Origin of the sequence: Sphingomonas sp. (genome assembly GCF_017744835.1) — a bacterium.
Taxonomy (GTDB): Bacteria; Pseudomonadota; Alphaproteobacteria; order Sphingomonadales; family Sphingomonadaceae; genus Sphingomonas.
Map to the genome: position 1 here is coordinate 240,938 of NZ_JAGIAM010000003.1, position 20,321 is coordinate 261,258.

General features: G+C 67.9%; 18 protein-coding genes. 5 read left to right on the top strand and 13 right to left on the bottom strand.

Going from position 1 to position 20,321, the window contains the following annotated elements; genetic code table 11:
• The first annotated feature begins 44 nt into the window (after window positions 1–44).
• Window positions 45–1,313: a hypothetical protein gene (locus J7500_RS09045; protein ID WP_294061380.1), complete on the top strand. Its 1,269-nt coding sequence runs from the start codon at window positions 45–47 to the stop codon at window positions 1,311–1,313.
• Window positions 1,314–1,415: 102 nt separating this feature from the next.
• On the opposite strand, the gene lexA is transcribed toward J7500_RS09045, so the two are convergent.
• From lexA to J7500_RS09095, 10 genes are all read right to left on the bottom strand, one after another.
• Entirely contained in the window at window positions 1,416–2,081 is a 666-nt protein-coding gene (lexA, locus tag J7500_RS09050; protein WP_294061381.1) for a transcriptional repressor LexA, read from the bottom strand.
• A 57-nt stretch (window positions 2,082–2,138) separates the two neighbouring features.
• Complete coding sequence (glp, locus tag J7500_RS09055; RefSeq protein WP_294061382.1) at window positions 2,139–3,323, bottom strand: gephyrin-like molybdotransferase Glp; 1,185 nt, start codon at window positions 3,321–3,323, stop codon at window positions 2,139–2,141.
• Window positions 3,324–3,369: 46 nt separating this feature from the next.
• Window positions 3,370–4,101 (bottom strand): 2OG-Fe(II) oxygenase, encoded by a 732-nt coding sequence (locus tag J7500_RS09060; RefSeq protein WP_294061383.1) that lies wholly within the window; start codon window positions 4,099–4,101, stop codon window positions 3,370–3,372.
• Window positions 4,102–4,240: 139 nt separating this feature from the next.
• Window positions 4,241–5,191 carry a PilZ domain-containing protein gene (locus tag J7500_RS09065; RefSeq protein ID WP_294061384.1) on the bottom strand — a complete coding sequence of 317 codons (951 nt, stop codon included), beginning with the start codon at window positions 5,189–5,191 and terminating at the stop codon, window positions 4,241–4,243.
• A gap of 80 nt (window positions 5,192–5,271) precedes the next feature.
• Window positions 5,272–5,931 carry a glutathione S-transferase family protein gene (locus J7500_RS09070; RefSeq protein ID WP_294061385.1) on the bottom strand — a complete coding sequence of 220 codons (660 nt, stop codon included), beginning with the start codon at window positions 5,929–5,931 and terminating at the stop codon, window positions 5,272–5,274.
• Between the two features lie 2 nt (window positions 5,932–5,933).
• Window positions 5,934–6,407: a cyclic pyranopterin monophosphate synthase MoaC gene (gene moaC / locus J7500_RS09075; protein WP_294061386.1), complete on the bottom strand. Its 474-nt coding sequence runs from the start codon at window positions 6,405–6,407 to the stop codon at window positions 5,934–5,936.
• A 163-nt stretch (window positions 6,408–6,570) separates the two neighbouring features.
• Window positions 6,571–7,341: an indole-3-glycerol phosphate synthase TrpC gene (gene trpC, locus J7500_RS09080; RefSeq protein ID WP_294061387.1), complete on the bottom strand. Its 771-nt coding sequence runs from the start codon at window positions 7,339–7,341 to the stop codon at window positions 6,571–6,573.
• 10 nt (window positions 7,342–7,351) lie between these two features.
• Window positions 7,352–8,347: an anthranilate phosphoribosyltransferase gene (gene trpD / locus J7500_RS09085; RefSeq protein ID WP_294061388.1), complete on the bottom strand. Its 996-nt coding sequence runs from the start codon at window positions 8,345–8,347 to the stop codon at window positions 7,352–7,354.
• A gap of 398 nt (window positions 8,348–8,745) precedes the next feature.
• A complete protein-coding gene (locus tag J7500_RS09090; protein ID WP_294061389.1) occupies window positions 8,746–10,086 on the bottom strand; it encodes a choice-of-anchor tandem repeat GloVer-containing protein in 1,341 nt (446 codons plus the stop codon).
• Window positions 10,087–10,452: 366 nt separating this feature from the next.
• Window positions 10,453–11,037, bottom strand: a complete 585-nt coding sequence (locus J7500_RS09095; RefSeq protein ID WP_294061390.1) for an aminodeoxychorismate/anthranilate synthase component II — start codon at window positions 11,035–11,037, stop codon at window positions 10,453–10,455.
• A 106-nt stretch (window positions 11,038–11,143) separates the two neighbouring features.
• Here J7500_RS09095 and J7500_RS09100 point away from each other — a divergent pair, with 106 nt between their 5' ends.
• Window positions 11,144–11,548, top strand: coding sequence for a hypothetical protein (locus tag J7500_RS09100; RefSeq protein ID WP_294061391.1), 405 nt, complete (start codon window positions 11,144–11,146; stop codon window positions 11,546–11,548).
• A gap of 148 nt (window positions 11,549–11,696) precedes the next feature.
• Here the strand turns inward: J7500_RS09100 and trpE are convergent, their stop codons facing one another.
• Both trpE and J7500_RS09110 read right to left on the bottom strand, forming a co-directional pair.
• Window positions 11,697–13,202 (bottom strand): anthranilate synthase component I, encoded by a 1,506-nt coding sequence (gene trpE / locus J7500_RS09105; RefSeq protein WP_294061392.1) that lies wholly within the window; start codon window positions 13,200–13,202, stop codon window positions 11,697–11,699.
• 1 nt (window position 13,203) lies between these two features.
• Window positions 13,204–15,150, bottom strand: a complete 1,947-nt coding sequence (locus J7500_RS09110) for a peptidylprolyl isomerase (RefSeq protein WP_294061393.1) — start codon at window positions 15,148–15,150, stop codon at window positions 13,204–13,206.
• A gap of 115 nt (window positions 15,151–15,265) precedes the next feature.
• On the opposite strand from J7500_RS09110, the gene tpiA reads away from it, so the two are divergent.
• From tpiA to J7500_RS09125, 3 genes are all read left to right on the top strand, one after another.
• Window positions 15,266–16,018 (top strand): triose-phosphate isomerase, encoded by a 753-nt coding sequence (gene tpiA / locus J7500_RS09115; protein ID WP_294061394.1) that lies wholly within the window; start codon window positions 15,266–15,268, stop codon window positions 16,016–16,018.
• Window positions 16,019–16,100: 82 nt separating this feature from the next.
• Complete coding sequence (locus tag J7500_RS09120; protein ID WP_294061395.1) at window positions 16,101–18,032, top strand: EAL domain-containing protein; 1,932 nt, start codon at window positions 16,101–16,103, stop codon at window positions 18,030–18,032.
• Between the two features lie 163 nt (window positions 18,033–18,195).
• Complete coding sequence (locus tag J7500_RS09125; protein WP_294061396.1) at window positions 18,196–18,798, top strand: DUF937 domain-containing protein; 603 nt, start codon at window positions 18,196–18,198, stop codon at window positions 18,796–18,798.
• 34 nt (window positions 18,799–18,832) lie between these two features.
• Here the strand turns inward: J7500_RS09125 and J7500_RS09130 are convergent, their stop codons facing one another.
• Complete coding sequence (locus J7500_RS09130; protein ID WP_294061397.1) at window positions 18,833–20,227, bottom strand: M17 family metallopeptidase; 1,395 nt, start codon at window positions 20,225–20,227, stop codon at window positions 18,833–18,835.
• Window positions 20,228–20,321: the final 94 nt, after the last annotated feature.

The window sequence follows — 20,321 nt, forward strand, 5'->3', positions numbered from 1 at the left end:
TTCACCTTTTGTTCCGATCTTCGGAGCAAAAAGGAGACCAGCTAATGACGATTTCCGTGTTGGATTACATTCCGGCGGCGATGCATCAGGGCATCAAGGACGGCGTCAACACCGACGACCTCACCTCTTATTTCCAGCTCGCCGCCCAGGCCGCTTTCGGCGAGCTCGCACCTGAAATGGAGATGGGAACGCTGTTCGTCCCGAACGGCCTGTATCATGTCACGAGCATCGGCATCGGCAGGATCAAGGTCGTCGGGGAGAGTACCTCGGGAACGGTCCTCAAAGCCTATTCGAGCGGCGCCGGTGGCGAGTATATGCTCAACGCCAAGATCGACGTCGACGGGTTCACGACCAATACGAGCGGTGCCGGCTGGTGCGAGAGCATGACGCTCGACGGCGCCGTGCTCGGTAGCGACAGCGAAGGATCGGGACGTAGCGGTCTGCAATCCTTCGCCTATAACAACAGCAGCAGCGTCGTCCTGAAGTATCTCTATTGCGGCATGAACATTGAGATGCCGATGTGGAGCAGGATCGAGAATATCTATGCCTTCCGATGCGAGATCGGCTTCCTTGTGGCCGCCTCTCCCGATGGCCAGTCCGGCACATCGACGACCTTCACCAATTGCTGGGCAAACGAATCGGCGAGCTACGGATTCCAGGTCGGCGCGCTCGCCTATTCCAGCTTCATCAATTGCGTCTCGCAGGCCCCGAGCGGTCATGGCGGCATCGGGTTTTACCTGCTCGGCGACTGGAACGGCCCGACGGCGGCAAATGTGGCGCTCCAGCTGATCGGCTGCGGCCATGAAGGCGGCGGGCTCCCCTTCTATTTCCAGCGCTGCCTTGAACTCACGGTCATCGCCCCGCGGATCATCAATCCCGATGCCGACAAGAACCTGCTGACCTTCGCCGGATCGCGAGGTACGGTGATCGACTTCAGCAGCGTCGCGGCAATGACCAACGGCGCACATTATGTGGACGTGGTGACCAACGATCCCGGCCACCAGCCGCTCGAACCCGGCAGCATTGTCTTCGTGAACGGGAATCCCGACTGGCCCAGCGGCAAGGAGACTCATTTCACGCGGATCGGCGCGCGGGTCGGTTCGGGCGCTTCGCCTACGACCTCGTCGCACGAATATCATGTCGACGGGAAGCCGGTGGTGGGCGCACGCCGGACCGGCTGGGCCCTGCCTGCCGGTCCCTCGAGTAAAGCCGCGTTCGACAGCGCTTCAAGCAGCCTCACCGTGCAGCAGCTCGCCGAGCGGCTCAAGGCGCTCATCGAGGATCTGACGGCGCACGGCCTGATCGGCGCCTGATCGGGGAACAGGCAGCGCCAGCGTGAAAAGCCCCATCACGGCAGGCGCTTCCACCAAGGCTATGGGCCGGATGGGCTTACCGCTCATCCGGCCCATAGTCGCTCAGTAGCGTCGCAGCAGCCCCGCGAGCCGGCCCTGGACGCGGATCTGGTCCGGGCGGTAGCGCTGGGGATCATAGGCGCGGTTGGCGGGATCCAGGCGGACCATCGCGCCTTCCTTGCGGAAATATTTGAGCGTCGCCTCGGCGTCGTCGACCAGCGCCACGACGATCTCGCCGTCGCGCGCCACTTCGGTGCGGCGGATCAGCGCATAATCGCCGTCGAGGATGCCCGCCTCGACCATGGAGTCGCCCGCCACCTCGAGCGCATAATGCTCGCCGGCGCCGAGCAGCGCGGCAGGGACGGGGAGCATCGTCGAGCCTTCGAGCGCCTCGATCGGCGTACCCGCGGCGATGCGGCCGTGGAGCGGGATCTCTACCACGTCGTTGGCGGGCGGGGGCGGCGCGGCGGGCGCAGCCTTGGGCGCGCTCGCCTTGACCGGCTTGGTATCGCCGCGCTCGGGAAGCTTGAGCACTTCCAGCGCGCGCGCCCGGTTGGGCAGGCGCCGGATGAAGCCGCGCTCCTCGAGCGCGCTGATCAGCCGGTGGACGCCGGACTTGGACTTGAGATCGAGCGCCTCCTTCATTTCCTCGAACGAAGGCGATACGCCGGTCTCGCCAAGGCGATCGGCAATGAAGCAGATGAGCTCGTGCTGCTTGCGCGTGAGCATCCGGGTCCTCCTGTCTAGAACAGACTGGGAACGTTTACGCAATGTTCTTGGGGCTTGTCAAGCGATGTCGAGGATTTCCACCGAGTCGCCCGTTCGGGCCGCCGGAGCACCGGGCGTACGCACCACCAGACAGGTCGCGCGGGCGAGTGTGGCGAGCATTGCGCTGTCCTGCAGCGCGGCGGCAAACACCTGTCCATCGCGCAGCTCGGCACGCATGTAATCGGTGCGCGGTCCGTTGCCCGGCAGCGGTTCGCCGAGGACGGCCGAGCGCGTGCGCGGCAATGGATCGGTGGCGCCTGCCAGGCGCGCCACCAGGGGCCGGACGAAGAGCAATGTGGTGACGAACGCCGAGACCGGATTGCCCGGAAGCCCGAGCACGACCGCACCGCCGAGCCGGCCGGCCATCATCGGCTTTCCCGGGCGCAGCGCGATCCGCCAGAAATCGATCGACGCGCCCGCCGCCTCGAGCGCCGGACGCACAAGGTCATGGTCGCCCACCGATGCACCGCCGGTGGTGACGAGAAGGTCGGCATCGACGCTGCGGAAGGCGGATTCGAGCGCCGCGGCGCTGTCGGGCAGGATGCCGAGGTCGAGGATGTCGACCGGCAGGTCGGCGAGCTGGGCGGCGAGCATCAGCCGGTTGGTCTCGGGAAGCTGCGCCTCGCCGACCGCGGCGCCCGGCGGCACCAGCTCGTCGCCCGTGGCGGCGATGGCCACGCGAACCTTCCGATGCACCGTCAACGCGCCATGCCCCGCGGCACCCGCGAGCGCGAGCCGGGCGGGGGTGAGCCGCTCGCCCGCGGCGATCAGGGGATCGCCTTCGCCGAAGTCTAGCCCGCGGCGGCGGACGTTGCGGCCGGCGAAGGGCGGGCCTTCGCCCTCCAGGGTGAGCCGCGCGCCCTCGCGCCCGGCCTCTTCCTGCACCATCACCGTGTCGGCGCCCGCGGGCAGCGGCGCGCCGGTGAAGATGCGGACTGCCTGTCCCGCGACGACGCTCCCGGCGAAGGCGCGGCCCGCGGCGCTCTCGCCGATCACCGTCCACGGCCCCGGCATGTCGGCGAAGCGGATCGCATAGCCGTCCATCGCCGAAAGGTCCGCCGAGGGCTGGGTGCGGCGCGCGACGACCGGCTCGGCCGTCCAGCGCCCGGCGGCGTCGGCGAGCGGCACGGTTTCGACGCCGACACGGCCCGCCAGCGCAAGCAGGTGCGACTGGGCTTCGGCGACGGGCAGCAACGGGCTCATGCCCGGGTCTTGGCGCGACGGGCGGGCCGAAAGCAAGAGGCGTCAGTTAACCGTGCAGGACGCGCTTTGCCTTGTGCAATAACCGCCGAGCTCCACTAAATCGCTCCCCTGGACGGGGGCGGTAATTGGTCAGCGTAGACCGGCTGCGTCCCTGGCATTGCGTGTAATAATAGAGCGCGATCGAATTGCGCGTGACGTCCGCGGGGCAAGCCAGTGGCTCGGGATGGCCGTGGAAGCTCTCGTCGGTGGTACTGAACACCACCATGCGACCGAGCAGGGGCGCGATCCTGACGGCGCAGCCCTCCATACTAGCAGGCCATAATTCAAGATGGCCGCCCCATTCCTCGCGCCAGTCCGGATTGAGGTAGAGCAGGACGTTCACTCGACGATGGAGCCGCAAACCTTCGTGCCAGCTGAAGTCGGTGTGGATCTTGAGAAAGCCGCCGCGACCAACCTGGTGGACTCCGCCGCCGAACATGGAGTGATCGGCAATCAGCCCGTGAATCCCGGTGACCCATTCAAGCCAGGCGACGAACGCGGGACCGTTCAGTTCCTCCAGCAGCGCGACCGTGTCCGAGCCCATGCGGCTGCGGTCCTGCGTGCCGCCCTTGCGGTGCTGGCCGTAGAACTCCGCACTCGCATCCGCGACTGTACCTTGAATTTCCTCGGCAATGCGAATGACGCGAGACCGGTCAAAATGGTCGTCTATGACGATGTGCGGAAATGGGGCAGAATTCGCGTAAGTATTATGAAGATCGTCGATCTGCGTCGTAGTCATGCTGCATGATAACATGCATTGGATTTGAGAAAAGTCCGCAGAATTCATCGCGGGATGATCATTTTGATACGCTGCTGGCGAATGCCTCCAGTGTTGGGAAAATAGATTACGATCCGCCGCACAACTGGTCGCGCGAAGGTTAGTTCGGGCGGCGCTGGCTCGTGATGATGCCCAGGTCGGTGGGGCGCAGCGGCAGGCGGAACTCGCACAGGATGCGGCCGCCGCGTACCTCGAGCACGCTGGCCGGGCCGCCGCCGACGTGCGGCAGCGATACCCAGAGCTGGCTCTTGGCGGCCACCGGCGCGCGCGTCTCCAGCTCGACCAGATGCGCGGTGAGCGCGCGGATCCGCGCGTTCCACCACCGCACGCCTTCACGAACGCGTGCGGGTGCGTCGATGCGGATCGCGTGCTTGTCGGGCATCAGCCCCTCGCCGTGCGGCGCGTCAGCGTGGGTGCCCGCGCTGCCGTTCTGCTGCATCTGGCGCAGCCAGGGCATCAGCACTTGCCAGCCGAGCTCCTCGTGGAAGGCGACGCCGGCGAGGCGCGGTCCGGTCCAGCGCACGGTGCCATCGAGCGGACGAAGCCCGTCGAAGACAAGCTGCACCGGATCGCCGATCGCCAGCTCCAGCCGGGTTTCGATCCCCGCGCCGCCTTGCGAGATGTTGCGGCTGCGCGCCAGCTCGACATTGCCCTTGTGGCGCAGCGAGACCGCCTGCTGGGTCTCGACGCGAGGTACGCGGCGGCGTTCGGCGGGAAGGTTGGCGAGGTTTCGCGCCAGCGCGCCGACCACGTCGATCGGCTGGTCGAACACGAAGCCTGCCTCGCCGGCGCTATGCCAGGCGAGCCGCCCGTCCATGCTCTGGCCGTTGGCGAGTTCGAGCCGCATCGGCGAATCCTCGCGCAGCGCCTCGGCCACGCGCAGCGTCGCGCCGACCGCGCTCAGCTTGTGGAGCGCGCAGGCGTGGCGGTCGCCGCCGTCGTGGAGGTGCGCGGAATCGAACTCGGCATGCCCGTCACCGTCATGCACGAGCGCGCGAGGCGGATCGCCCGCAAGGCTGAAGATGGTTGCGGACGCTGCTGCCTGTGTCATTTCCATTTCCGGCCCCGATCGTCCGGGAACCTTGGGCGCAGCGATTGAAGACCCGGTTAACAGGGAAGGTTGTGGATTCCCTAATCGCGATCGGGCGCGCCCAAGGGGAAGAAGGGGCGATAGGGCCGCGCCTCGTTAACGGCGCGCGCGAAGGAGGGACGCGCGAGCAGCCGGGCGCGATAGCCGCGCAGCCTGGCGTGCTGCTCCGCGATCGGATGTGCCCAATCGGCATAGAAGAGCGACGGCGCGGCCGCGCAGTCGGCGAGCGTGAAGTCCACGCCCGTCGCCCAGCCGTCGGGCGCCAGCCGCTGGTCGAGCCAGGCATAGATGGTGTCGAGCGTCGCGCGTGCCTGTTCGCAGCCATAGGGATCGCGCGACTCTTCGGGCCGCAGCGCGTCGCCGACCAGCTTCTGCATCGGCGTCATCACATAATTGTCGAAGACGCGATCCATCATCCGCACCTTCACGGCCGCATCCGGCTCGTCGGGGATCAGCCGCACCGGCCCGGCATGACGGTTCTGGAGATATTCGATGATCGTGCTCGATTCGAGCACCGCGCGCCCGTCGTCGACCAGCAGCGGGAACTTGCCGATCGGCCAATGGGCATAAAGCTCTTCGCCGGCGGAGGGATTGTCCGGCGAGACCATGCGATAGTCGAAATCGACGCCGTTCTCGTACAGCGCCACCAGCACCTTCTGGCAATAGGAGGAGAAGGGGTGTGCGTAGAGGATCGGCTTCATCGTCAGTCTCCGTCGCGGTGCCAGTCGCCCGATTTGCCGCCCGTCTTGGAGAGCAGACGGACGTCCGAGATCAGCATGGCTTTGTCGAGCGCCTTGGCCATGTCGTAGAGCGTGAGCAGCGCGACGCTGGCCGCGGTGAGCGCCTCCATCTCCACGCCGGTCTGCGCCTCGGTGGCGGCGGTCGCGGTGACGGTAACTCCGGTCTCGTCGACTGCGAGATCGACCACGACGCTGGCGAGCGGCAACGGGTGGCAGAGCGGGATCAGCTCGGCGGTCTTCTTGGCCGCCATGATCCCGGCGATGCGCGCAGTGGCGAGGACGTCGCCCTTCTTGACGCTGCCGTCGCGAATGGCGGCGGCGGCCTCCGCCGACATCGCGATACGACCGGCGGCGACGGCTTCGCGCCGCGTGACGGCCTTGCCCGCGACATCAACCATGCGCGCCGCGCCGGCTTCGTCGAGGTGAGTGAGACTCATTTGCTCCCTCTCCCCTTCGGGGAGAGGGAAGGGGCCCGCCGCGAAGCGGTGGGAAGGGAGAGGGGCAGGTGGAGAGCGCGCAATACTGCCCCTCTCCCTTCCGCCGACTTCGTCGGCTCCCTCCCTCTCCCCAGAGGGGACAGGGAAATGGCGCCCCCCATCGTCACCCCACCAACGCCCGCGTCGCCGCCTCGACGTCGTCCTGGCGCATCAGCGCCTCGCCGATCAGGAAGCAGCGCACGCCATGTTCGGCCATCGCGTCCAGGTCGCCGCGCGTCGTGAGGCCGCTCTCGGCGACGAAGGTACAGCCTTCGGGCGCGAGCCGAACCAGCTCATAGGTGTTGTTGAGATCGACCGTGAAGTCCTTGAGGTTGCGGTTGTTCACCCCAATCAGCCGCGACTTGAGCCGGAGCGCGCGCTCGAGCTCCTCGGCGTCGTGCACCTCGACCAGCACGTCCATGTCGCGTTCGATCGCAGCCGCCTCGATCTCCGCCATAGCGCCATCCTCGAGCGCGGCGACGATGATCAGGATCGCATCGGCGCCGATCGCGCGCGCCTCCTCGACTTGCCAGGGATCGACCATGAAGTCCTTGCGCAGCACCGGCAGGTCGCAGGCGGCGCGGGCGGCGATCAGAAACGCCTCGTCGCCCTGGAAATAGTCGCGGTCGGTGAGCACCGACAGGCAGGCCGCGCCGCCGGCGGCATAGGCGCGGGCGTGCGCCGGGGGGTCGAAGTCCGGGCGGATCAGCCCCTTGGAAGGGCTCGCTTTCTTGATCTCGGCGATCAGGCCATAGCCGCCCGCGGCCGCCTTCGCGTCGAGCGCTGCCTTGAAGCCGCGGGGAGGCGTCGGCGCGGGCCAGGCGCGCGGGGCCGCGCGGCGCTCGGCGACTTCGGCGCGCTTGGTGGCGAGGATAAGGTCCAGCACGTTGCTCATGCGCCAATACTCATGCGAACGCGATCCAGCAGTCGAGCAGCGCGTTGGCAAGCCCGTTGTCGAGCACTTCGGCGGCTTCCTCGACACCGTCGGCGAGATTGTCGACGCGGCCGGCGACCATCAGCGCGGCGGCGGCGTTGAGCAGCACCGCGTCGCGATAGGGGCCCGTCTCGCCCTGCAGCAGCCGGCGCAGCGCCAGCGCATTATACTCGGGGTCGCCGCCGCGGATCGCGACGAGAGGGTGGCGGGGAAGGCCGGCGTCGTCGGGCGAGATCCGCTCGGGCAGGCGTGCGCTGCCGATGTTGACGATCACGCTCGTCCCCTCGGTCGAAAGCTCGTCGAGCCCTTCCTCGCCCGAGACGACCGCGGCCGCCTCGGCGCCCAATTGCGCGAGCGCCTCGGCATAGATGGGCGCATAGTCCGGCCGAGCGATGCCGATGAGCTGGCGCGTGACATGCGCCGGGTTGGCGAGCGGCCCCATCAGGTTGAAGATCGTGCGGCGGCCGATGCGGCGGCGCAGCGGGCCGATCCGCGCCATCGCCGGATGGTGATGCTGCGCGAAGAGGAAGGCGATGCCCAGCTCGTGCAGGCTCTCCTCGGCGCGCGCGGCGGCGCGATCGAGGTTGAGCCCCAATGCCTCGAGCGTGTCGGCGGCGCCGGCCTTGGACGAGGCGGCGCGATTGCCGTGCTTGGCGACCGGAACCCCCGCCGCGGCGACGACCAGGCTGACTGCGGTCGAGACGTTGAGCGTGTGATGCCCGTCGCCGCCGGTGCCACAGACGTCGATGGCTCCCGGCGGTGCGGTGATCGGGATCAGCCGCTCGCGCATCGCCCGCGCGGCCTCGGCGATCTCGATGCTGGTCTCGCCGCGGATCGACAGGTCGATCAGGAACCGCTCGATCGCCTCCTCGGCGACGCTGCCGTCGAGGATGTCGGCAAAGGCCTGCGCGGCGTTCTCGCGGCTGAGCGGCGATGCGGGATCGGGAAGGGCGGTATAGGTGGTCACGCTGCCTCTATCCCGGCGGGGCGCGGCCGAGTCGAGCAAATCCTGCTGGCGCGCGGGCAAGCTGGGCTGCGGCGCGCGCGGTTGACTCCGGTTGACTCGATAGCGTGATTTTCGCCGGAAGCGACGGGGATGCTACAGCGAGGCGGCAACGAAGCGGCAGCGACGCTCCGGTGAAGCGGCGCCCAAGCGGCACCTGCCCGGGCCGCATGTGGCGGTGACGCGGCGGTCAGGCAGAGGGATTGCAGCTCGGGCATGTTCGAACGAAAGCAGAACAAATCCTATTTTACCAGCGGATTTGTAACCGCAGCTACCCGAAGTCGGCCGTTCGAGTTGCTTACCGTGGTGCCCGGAAGCGGACGCCCGTCCATCGACGGAGGCAACGGTCGTCGCGGAGCTACTCAGCGGATAGTGAGTTTGTACATCGCACCGAATCCGGGACGATTCCCCACGCCGCCCAAGCCTTCATTGTAGAAGGTCATGCCGTACAACGCTCCGTCTTGACCTTCGATAAGACCCATTTCGGGGTCATACGGTTGCTTCTGTATGGGCCCGAAGGCAAACAAGGTGCCTATCGCGCCTTCAAGGGTCAGGCGAAACGCCGTGCCACCGCCGTTGGCACCGCCGCTCCGCGTCGTGCCATAGAGATTGCCGTCGCGGCCCATTGCAAGGAATGGGGAGGGGCCCTGCCCGTCATTGATTCCATCCCTTCCGAATGCATACACGATCGTGAGCTTGGCGGTGGCTGGGTCAAGCCGATAGACAACTCCACATCCGTACTGACAGGCGCCCGCCCCGCCAGACGGCGTCGTGCCATAGAGCGCGCCGTCCGCTCCCACGAGCAATGATCCCTGAGGGCTTGAGGGATCGCCCGTAGTCGCACCAAAAGAATAGATGATGCTCATGTTACCATCCGGGGAGATCCGGAAGATGGTTCCCCGATCATTGGCTCCTCCCAGACCGGTCGTACCGTAAAGCGAACCATCCGAAGTTTGAACCAGCGGACCATTGGGTTGAACTCCATCGGTCGCGGTTCGGCCAAAGGACTGCAGGGTTGTCAGCGTCCCCGACGGCGTCAGCTTGAAAACAGTACCGCAATTTGGCCCCGAACGCGGAATCTGCGCGCAGTGATTTGCGCCGCCCGAAGACGTCACACCGTATAAGTTGCCGTCTTTGCCAAAGACGAGCGAACCAGGCAGCGTGTCCCCTTCGCCGTTAGCGCCGCTAAACGAATAGATTGTGCGGTACGACGAACCGTCGAGGGAAATACGGAATACGGTTCCCCCGCCTCCATATGCTCCGCCATTCGAGGTCGTGCCATACAGGGCGCCGTCGCCTCCTTGGATTAACGCACTTAGCGACGAGTAGCCGTCGGTGGCTCCTGCGCCAAATGTATGCAGAACCGATTCCTCGCCCGTCGGGGTTATGCGAAAAATGACCCCGCACGGTACGGGGGAAACCGGCCGACAGGTGTTGGCGCCGCCATTTCGGGTTGTTCCATAGAAATTACCGTCACTCGCTTGAAGCGGCGGGCCGTTGGGCTGGAAGCCGTCGGTTTCGCCAACCCCAAAAATGTGGAGGAAAGAGATGCTCGCCGTTGGAGTTGGGCTAGGCGTCGGGCTCGGCGTCGGCGTAGTAGATGGCGTTGGTGCAATCACCGATCCGCCGCCACTGCTTCCGCCGCCACAGCCCGTGAGCAGGCCGAGTGAAACGACGGCACTACACCAACGCGAACGCTTCATTGAATCCCCCATTAATCGCGTCATCATACAGCTGGCAGGGACATCCGCCAGCGCTCAACTGGAGGCCTGCAACCATCGCGGGATTCCGTTGTGCGTACCTCCAGGTCTCGGCAGCGATAGGGTCGGCTGACTCCTTAACTATTTGCGACGCAAACGGCGGATATCGGACCTTGGGCGCAAAAGGCCGCCGTTCCGCTATCCACCCGGTAGCAGCCGTTCGATTTGAGTCCGTAATTACCGGCGCAAACCTACTTCGGCTTGCTTTCCGCCCCAACGTTTCTCGAGCGACGCCGCTCGTGGTGCGAAGGATGCCGAGACAAGTTCAGCAGGACGGTGTGTGTGGCCGGAGGTACGAACAGCGGGCCTTCACGCCAGCGCCTTGGCCTCGATCCCCGCCAGCTTCAGGAAATTCGCCAGCATCGCATGGCCATGCTCGGTGGCGATGCTCTCCGGGTGGAACTGGACGCCGTGGATCGGCAGCTCGCGGTGGCGGACGCCCATTACCGAGGCGTCCGATGCGGTGGCGTTGACCACCAGCTCGTCCGGAATGTCCTTGACGATCAGCGAGTGGTAGCGTGTCGCTGTGAAGGGCGAGGGGAGGCCCTCGAACAGCCCGGTGCCGTCGTGCTCGACGGGGCTGGTCTTGCCGTGCATCAGCCCGCCGCGCACCACCTGCCCGCCGAAATGCTGGCCGATCGACTGGTGGCCGAGGCACACGCCGAGCAGCGGCTTCTTGAGCTCGGCGCAGGCCGCGACGAGGTCGAGGCTGATCCCCGCTTCGTTGGGGGTGCAGGGTCCCGGCGAGATCAGGAAGGCCTGGGCGTTGGACGCGATCGCGTCGCGGGCGCTCAGCGCGTCGTTGCGCACCACCTGCACCTCGGCGCCCAGCTCCATCAGATAATGGACCAGGTTCCAGGTGAAGCTGTCGTAATTGTCGATGACGAGGATCATGGCGCCGAGGTAGGGCGTTTCTCTTAATCCCACAATTGCCTTGGCGCGGCCACAGTCCGGGGCGAGACGCGTGCCACAGGGGCGTAACGTTAGCCGAGGAGTCCGAATGCTCGCCCGATTGATCCTTGCCACGGCGCTGCTCGCCGCGCCCGCTGCCGCGCAGGACAGCAAAGCGTCGCAGGAGGCGCCCAAGCGCGTCCGCTCGATCCTGCTCTACGGCAACGAGGAATGCCCCAAGGCCGAGAGCCCGGACGAGATCGTCGTGTGCGCCAATGCCGGCGAATCGCCCTATCGCATTCCGAAGCGCTTCCGGAACCAGCCCGACGAAGGCGCCGCGGCACAGGCCTGGACCAACCGCGTCGAGACCGTCGAGGAAGTCAACCGCGCCGGCCTGCCCAACAGCTGCTCGCCGATCGGCACGGGCGGCCAGACCGGCTGCAGCCGCGCGATGATCCGCCAATGGTACCAGGAACGCCTCGACGCCAAGGCCAAGGCTTCGCGCGTGCCGTGATTGCGTGTTCCCTCTCCCCTTGTGGGAGAGGGAGGGAGCCGACGAAGTCGGCGGAAGGGTGAGGGGGAGTGAGACTCAGTCCCCTCATCCTTCCCACTCGCTACGCGAGCGGGCCCCTTCCTTCTCCCACAAGGGGAGAAGGAGAGTTCTACTGGCCGAACCCGGCCTCGCTGGCCCGCGCCACGGCCTCGCGCGCGGCGGCGAAGAGGGCGCCGGACTTGGCCTCGCATTCGCGCTGCTCATATTCGGGCACGCTGTCGGCGACGATGCCGGCGCCGGCCTGGACGTGCATGACGCCGTCCTTGACCAACGCAGTGCGCAGCACGATGCAGCTGTCCATCGATCCGTCGGGCGAGAAATAGCCCACGCCGCCGGCATAGGGACCGCGCGTCTCCGCCTCGAGTTCGGCGATGATCTCGCAGGCGCGCACCTTGGGCGCGCCGCTCACGGTGCCGGCGGGGAAGCCCGCGAACAGCGCGTCGAGCGCGTCGGCGCCGGGCCGCAGCCGGCCGACCACGTTCGAGACGATGTGCATGACGTGGCTGTAGAACTCGATCGTATAGCTGTCGGTCACGCGCACGCTGCCCGCTTCCGCCGCGCGGCCGACGTCGTTGCGGCCGAGGTCGAGCAGCATCAGATGCTCGGCGCGCTCCTTGGGATCGGCGAGCAGGCTGGCGCGGTTGGCCTCGTCCTCGGCGGCGGTCTTGCCGCGGGGCCGCGTGCCGGCGATCGGGCGGATGGTGATCTCGCCGTCGCGGGCACGGACGAGGATCTCGGGGCTCGAGCCGGTGAGCGCGAAACCGGGCAGGTCGAGGTGATAGAGGAAGGGTGAGGGGTTCACCCGCCGCAGCGCGCGATAGAGCTCGAAGGGCGGCAGCGCGAACGGCGCGGTGAAGCGCTGGGCGAGCACGACCTGGAAGATGTCGCCGGCCGAGATGTACTCCTTGGCGCGCGCGACCATCTCGGCATAGCGGCCGGGGGGCAGCACCGGCTCGGGCACGATGTCGAGCGGATCGGCGCGCACTGGCGCCGGGAGCGCCGCAGTGGCGAGCCGTGCGGCAACCGCATCGATCCGGTCGGACGCGGCCTCGATCAGCGCATCCGGGCTGCGCTCCGCATCGGGCCAGACCGGCGCGACGAGGAACAGCGCATCCGCCAGCCGGTCGAAGATCAGCACCACGGTCGGGCGCACGAACAGCATGTCGGGCACGCCGATCGGGTTCTCGGGCGGCCGCGGCAGCTTCTCGACCAGCCCGACGGTCTCATAGCCGAAATAGCCGACGAGGCAGGCGAGCGCGCGCGGCAGTTCGGCGGGCACGTCCATCCGGCAGCGTGCCACCAGATTGCGCAGCGCCTCGAGAGCGGGCTCCGTGCAAGGCGCGAAGGCCTCGCGATCGGTGAGCCAGTGCGGGTTGATCTCGGCAGCGCCGGCAGTCGCGCGGAAGACCAGGTCGGGAGCCAGGCCGATCAGGCTGTGGCGCCCGCGCACCGATCCGCCCTCGACCGATTCGAGCAGGAAGTCTCCGCGCCCCGGCTCGATCAGCTTGAGCGCGGCGGCGACCGGAGTCTCGGTGTCCGCGACCTGGCGGCGCCAGAGCAGCGCCGGCCGCCCCGCGGCGAGCGCCGCGCGCGCGGCTTCGGCGCCTTCGCTCACCTCAGCGCGCCGAGCCCGTGCGGGTGAGATCCGCGCGCAGGCGAGCGATCGCTGCCTCGTTGCGCACCACCTTCAGGTGGTTGCGGATCGACGCGACGAACTGGCTGGCCTGCTCGGCACCGGCCTGCTGGCCGATCTCGGCCTGCACCCGGGCGATCGCGGCACGATCGCCGGCGGCGCTGTGCTCTTCCACCGCGTCGAGCTGGACGACGTAGAAGCCCATGCGGTTGGGACCCTCGACCAGCTTGGCGGTCTTGGGCGCCATGGTGAACGCCATTTGCACGTAGGGCGGCACCTGCTTGCCGAGCACGTCGGCGCGCTTCATGTCGAAGGGCTTGGGCGGGGCGCCCTTGGTGACGCCCGCCTCGGCCAGCGCCTGCTGCATCGGCACGCCCTTCTGGAGCTTGGCGACCACCGCGGCGGCGGCGGCGCGCGCCTTCTGGTGCGCCTTGTCCATCAGATAGTCGGCCTTCACCTTGTCGCGGATCTGCGCGAGCGGGCGCGGGGCGGCCTGGACGATCTGATCGACCGCGACCACGGCGAAGCTGCCGTCGGGTGCGACCTGGACGATCTCGGGATCGCCACCGGCTTCCTCGGCGGCGAAGGCGCTCTGGAGCACCGGGCCGAGAAGCGGATCGGGCTTGAAGTTGGGATCGTCGGGGTTGGTGCCCTGCGCCGTGAGCGCGGGCGTGCGGACCGCGGCCAGGCCGGCGTCGCGCACGGCCTCGTCGAAGGTCTTGCCGTCGCCCAGGCCGTCGTCGAGCGCCTGGCGCTTGGCGGCCAGCGCCTCGGTGGTCTTGCGCGTGGTGATCTCGGTGGCGAGGTCGCCGCGGACCTGGTCGAGCGTCTTGGCCGCAACCTGCTCGACGCCGGTCACGCGGAAGACGAGCCAGTTGCCGCCGACGCGGGTGGGGCCGACCACGGCGTTGGGCTGCGCGGCGAAGGCCGCATTGGCGAAGGCATCCGAAACCTGCTGCGCGAGCGCGGACTTTTCGAGCGCGGTGAAGGTCCGCGCCTCGAGCCCCGAGCTGGTCGCAGCGGCGGCGAGCGAGCCACCCTTGGCCTTGGCGGCGACCTGGGCGGCGGTCGCCTGGTCGAGCGTGGTCACGAGCTCGACGCTGCGCTTCTGCGTGGCGGCGAAGCGGGTGGCCTGCTGCTTGCGGAAAGCGTCGGCGATCTCGGCCTCGGTCGCGGCCGCGCCGGCGCGGAGCGCATCCGGCTTGACCAGCGCATAGCGGACGACGCGGCGCTGCGGCACCATGTAGCGCGCCTGGTTGGCAGTGAAGAAGGCGGCGAGCGTCTTGTCGTTGGGATCGGGGCCGGGGTCCATCGCGACCGACTGGATCAGGCCGACGGTGCCGGTGCGACGCTCGAGCATGAGCGAGGCATAGGGAAGCGCGACGCCTTCGGGCACCTGCGTGCCGATGGTCACGCGATTGACCAGCCAGTTGCCGTAGCGGTCCTGCGTCATGCCCTCGCGCAGCATCGCGGGCGAAATGCGGTTCTGTGCGAGCAGATCCTCGAACGCCTTCTGGCTGAACTTGCCGTCGAGGCCGAAGAAGGCCGGGGTGCTGGCGATCTCGCCGTCGATCAGCCGCTTGCTGACCTTCATCCCCGAATCCTGCGCGAACTCGGCCAGCGCGGTGGCGTTGACCATCTCGTCGAGCGCGAGGTCGAGCCCGCCCTGCGCCAGGAATTGCTCCATCGTGATGTTCTGGCCGTCACGCTGGGCGTTGCGCAGGAACCGGTCGATCCGGTCGCGCAGCTGGGCATCGGTGACTTGCGAATTTCCTACCCGGACCAGGACGTTGCCCTTGGCACCGCCGCCCATGTTGCGCACGCCGGTGATGTCGCCGGCGGCAAAGGCGATCGCGATGATCGCGAGGAAGATGAACACCGCGATCACGCCGTAGCGGGACTTGGTCAGGTTCCGGAAGAAATTGAGCATGAAGGCCCGTTCGCAAGAGGAAGTTCGGGGTCTTTAGGGCCGCATCTCGCCGCCATCAAGCTTGTGCCGCGCGGTCGGATTGCTATCGCGGTCCGGCGAAGAGGGAGAGACGAAGATGCGCCGCAAGCTGGTCGCCGGAAACTGGAAGATGCACGGGGTCAAGGCGCAACTCGGCGAGATCGAGGCGATCGCCGCCGCCGCGCGCGCCAACCCTGAAGTCGATGTGGCGCTGTGCGTGCCCTTCACGCTGATCGAGCCGGCGGTTGCGGTCGCTGCCGGGCTGCCGATCGGCGCGCAGGACGTGCACGAGGCAGAGAAGGGCCCGCACACCGGCTGCATCTCGGCCGAGATGCTGCGCGATGTAGGCGCCACGCTCACCATCGTCGGCCATTCGGAGCGACGCGCTGACCAGCACGAGACGAGCCACGACGCCTGGGCCAAGGCGGCGGCGGCGCATCGCCACGGGCTGGAGGTGATCCTGTGCTGCGGTGAGACCGAGGCCGAGCGTGACGCCGGCCGCGCCGAGCGGATCGTCCAGTCGCAGATCGAGAAGTCGCTGCCCGACGGCGCCGCGCCCGACTGGCTGACGATCGCCTATGAACCGCGCTGGGCGATCGGCACCGGCCGCACGCCGACACTGGAGGACATCGCTGCGATCCATGCGATCGCGCGCGCCAAGCTGAAGATGATGGCGGGCAACGGCGCCGCCGAGGGTATCCGGATTCTCTACGGTGGCTCGGTGACCGGCGCGAATGCCGAGGCGATCCTCAGCGTCGAGAATGTCGACGGCGCGCTCGTCGGCGGCGCGAGCCTGACGGCCGAGAAGTTCGTGCCGATCATCGAGGCAGCGGCGCGCGCCTCACGCTGAGCGAACCCGCAAGCTTCTGAAATCACGGCAACGGCCGACTCGATTGCACCGCTGACGCGCGCGAATCTCCTATAAAGGAAGGATGTTCGCCGCGTCCCTCCCTGCTGCTTCCGTTCGGACCGAGCAGGGCCGCGCCATCCTGTTCGAGCAATATCGCACGCTCCGCCAGCAAGTGCCGCTGATGTACGCGCTGATGCTGGTCGACGCCGCATTCCTCGCAGTCGTCTCCTTCGGTACGGTCGGCGTCGGCTGGAGCCTGATGGTGCCGGCCGCGCTGTGCATCGCCGGTGGGACGCGCGCCCTGCTCTGGCTGCGGCGCAAATCGAACACCGTCACCCCCGAGGCTATCTCCCGCTACCTGCTCGGAACGACCGTCGTCGCAGCGGTGCTGGGGCTCGGCTTCGGCGGCTGGGGCCTGTCGCTTTACGCACAGGCCGATCTGATTCGCCGCGCCTGCATCGCGCTCTACATTTCGGTGGGGGCGATCAGCTGCTGTTACTGCCTGCAGGCGTTGCCGCGCGCCGGCTATCTGGTGCTGCTCTGCGGCGCGATGCCGGTCACCGCCTGCCTGATCGTATCGGACGACTGGCTGCTGCGCGGAGTTGGCTTCAACATCATCGTGGTCGCGATCGTGATCATGCGGATGCTGCGGACGAGCTATGCCGGGTTCGTCGAGGTCATCACCTCGCGATCCGAAATGGCGGCCGAGCAGCGCCGCGCGCAGGGCGCCGAGCAGCGCGCGCACCAGCTTGCCTATCACGATCCGCTGACCGGACTGCCGAACCGCCGCGCGCTTGCCGAAGCGCTGGAGGCGAAAGCCCGGGGCGGCGAGGCGCCCTTCGGGCTGCTGATCGTCGATCTCGATCGCTTCAAGCTCATCAACGACGTCCACGGCCATCCCGCGGGCGACCAGCTGTTGCGGACCGTGGCGGTGCGGCTCTCGGGAATCGTCGAAGGCGCAGGCCAGAGCTACAGGCTGGGCGGCGACGAATTCGCCGTCGTGGTCGATGCCGGAGCAGGCAGCGCGCGTAGGCTGGCGCGCGCGATCGTGGAGGCGATGAGCCGCCCCTTCGCACACGATGGCCGCGTCCACCACATCGGCGCCAGCGTGGGCATCTCGCTATATCCGCAGGACGCCGCCGATCGGGAGGCGCTGATGCGCCGCGCCGACATCGCGCTCTACAAGGCCAAGCAGGAGGGGCGGAACCGGCATTGCGCGTTCGAGCCGATGCTCGACGCCGAGATCCGCCGCCGCGCCGCGATCGAAGCCGAGATGCGCGAGGCAATGGAGCGCGACGCCTTCGTTCCCTATTACCAGCCGATCGTCGACCTGAAGACGGGCGCGACCTATGGCTTCGAGCTGCTCGCGCGCTGGCGGCGCGCCGCGGGCGACGAGATCGGCCCCGACCAGTTCATTCCGATCGCCGAGGAATGCGGGCTGATCAACGAACTGACGCTGCGCCTGCTGCGCCGCGCCTGCATCGAGACGCGCGGCTGGGGCGCCGCGATCGCGATCAACGTCTCGCCGCTCCAGCTTCGCGACCCATGGTTCAGCCAGAAGCTGCTCGGCGTGCTGACTGCCGAGGGTTTCCCGCCGCAGCGCCTGTCGATCGAGATCACCGAGAATGCGCTGATCGTCGATGCCGACAGCGCCAAGCTCGCGATCGATTCGCTCAAGAACCAGGGCATCCGGCTGGCGCTCGACGATTTCGGCACCGGCTATTCGTCGCTCCAGCACCTGCGGATGCTGCCGTTCGACAAGCTCAAGATCGATCGCTCGTTCGTGACCGCGATGGAGTGCGACCCGGAGGCGGAGCGGATGGTCCATGCGATCGTCAGCCTCGCATCGACGCTGGGCCTGCCTGTGGTGGCCGAGGGGATCGAATCCGCCTCGACCGCGAAGGCGCTGCTCGCGCTGGGCTGCGCGCTCGGCCAGGGCTTCCACTTTGGCCAGCCGATGTCGCGCGACGAAGTGGAGGCGCGATTGGCGGGTGGCCTCGCTCAGCCGGCCTAGTCGCGCGTCCGATCCGCCAGGATTCGGTTCGATCGGCCGGGCGCCGGCCGCGATTTGATGCTATTTAACGACCGCGCGCAGCAACCCGGCGCTATCCTCGACTGGCGCAGGCAGTGCGGCGTCGCAGCGGCCCGTCCGGCCGCGCATCCGAGGAGATGGGGTCATGGATATTCTGGGTCAGTTGCTGCGGGGCGCGCTCCAGGGGGAGTCCGCCGAGCCGAGTGCACCCGCCGGTCAGGCGGACATCGGCGCAATCGCCTCGCAGTTCGGGCTGAGCCCCGAACAGGCCAATGCCGCGGTCGGCGCGCTGCTTCCGGCGGTGCTCGGCGGCTTCAAGAAGGCGGAGCAGGGCGGCGCGCTGGGCCAGGTCGCCGAGATCGCGGGCAACACAACGGCGCCCGCGGCCGACGTCGACGCCGGCAATGCGATCCTCGGCCAGATCTTCGGTTCTAAGGATGTGAGCCGGTCGGTCGCCGCGCACGCCTCGCAGCAGACCGGGATCAGCGACACGATCCTGAAGGCGATGCTGCCGATGGTTGCGGGGCTCGCCGCGCAGATGGTCACGAAGAAAATGGGTGGCGGCATCCTGGGCGGGCTCGCCGGCAGCGTGCTTGCATCGGTGATGGGCGGCAGCGCGGCAAGCGCGGCGCCCATGCCGCAGACGGCAGGCCCGCTCGGCGGGCTGGGCGGGCTCGCGTCGATGCTCGACGCCGATCACGACGGCAATCCGCTCGACGACATATTGGGCATGGTGCGCGGCAGATAGGCTGAGGGGCCGGCGGCCGCCGGCCCCCCCGGGGTCAGCCGCCGTAGCGATCCTTGAGCAGCTTCCAGGTGGCGCGCAGGCTCACGGCCTCGGCTCCCTTGGGGCGGCCCGGCTTGCTCGCGCCGTTCCAGCAGAAGATGTCGAAGTGCGCCCACTGCGCCTTCTCGGGCACGAATTCCTTGAGGAACAGCGCCGCGGTGAGCGCGCCGCCGTACGGACCCTCGGCCGCGTTGACCATGTCCGCCACGTCGGACTTCAGCATATCCTTGTACGGATCGTAGAGCGGCAGGCGCCACATGGGATCGGCCTCCGCCTCGGCGGCGGCGAGCAGCTCGGCGGCGAGCGTGTCGTCGTTGGCGAACAGCGCCTGCAGGTCCGCCCCCAGCGCGACGCGCGCGGCGCCGGTGAGCGTGGCGAAGTCGAACACCAGCTCGGGCTCCGCTTCGGCGGCCTTGGTGAGCGCGTCGGCGAGGATCAGCCGGCCCTCGGCGTCGGTGTTGCTGTTCTCGACGCTGATCCCCTTGCGTGAGATCATCACGTCGCCCGGGCGGGTGGCCTCGCCGTTGATCGAGTTCTCGACCGCGGGAACGAGCATGTGGAGGCGGATCGGCAGGCGCCCCAGCATCACCAGCTCGGCGAGCGCAAGCGCGTGCGCCGCGCCGCCCATGTCCTTCTTCATCAGCCGCATGCCCGAAGCCGGCTTGATGTCGAGCCCGCCGGTGTCGAAGCACACGCCCTTGCCGATGATCGCGACGCGCGGATGCTCGGGATTGCCCCATTCGAGCTCGATCAAGCGCGGCTCACGACCTTCGCCGGCGGCCTTGCCGACTGCCCAGATCAGGCCATAGCCCTTGGCGATCTCGCTGCCCTTGGCGACCGAGAGCGTCGCGCCATGCGCCTTGGCGAGCTCGGCGGCGGCGGCCTCGAGATCAGCGGGGCCCATGTCGTTGGCCCCGGTGTTGATTCGGTCGCGCAACTTGAAGGTGACGGTGGCGAGGCGCAGTGCCTCGTCCATCTTGGCGGGATCGCCGGTGAGCAGGACGCGTGGGCCCTGCGCCTTGTCGTCCTTCTTGCGATAGCGGTCGAACTTGTACTGCGCGGCGAGCCAGCCGTAGAGCGCCTTGCCGGGCTCGCGGCCCTCGACGCGGTAAGTGCCTTCGGGCAGCGTCTCGGCGAGCTTGGCGAGGCACCAGGGCGAGAGCTTCTCGACATTGGCGACCACGGTCACCACCGACCAGTCGTCGGGATTGTCGCCGGGCAGGATGGCGCTCGAATAGCCGGTGGGCGCGAGCTTCTGGGCGGTGGCGGCGGCGCGGTGGCGCGGTGGCTGCGCCGAAAGCCAGGCGTCGAAACCCTTGGCGTCGATCAGGTGGATGGTGCGCGCGGCCTGGCCGCGATCGGGCTGAATCAGCGTGGCGAGATCGGTCATGGTGCACCGATCTAGGGACGCGAGGCCTTCGCGCCTAGCCCTTTGGCCTCAATGAAATTTTGTTCATTTCGGAACCGTGCCCGGCCGAGGCTGG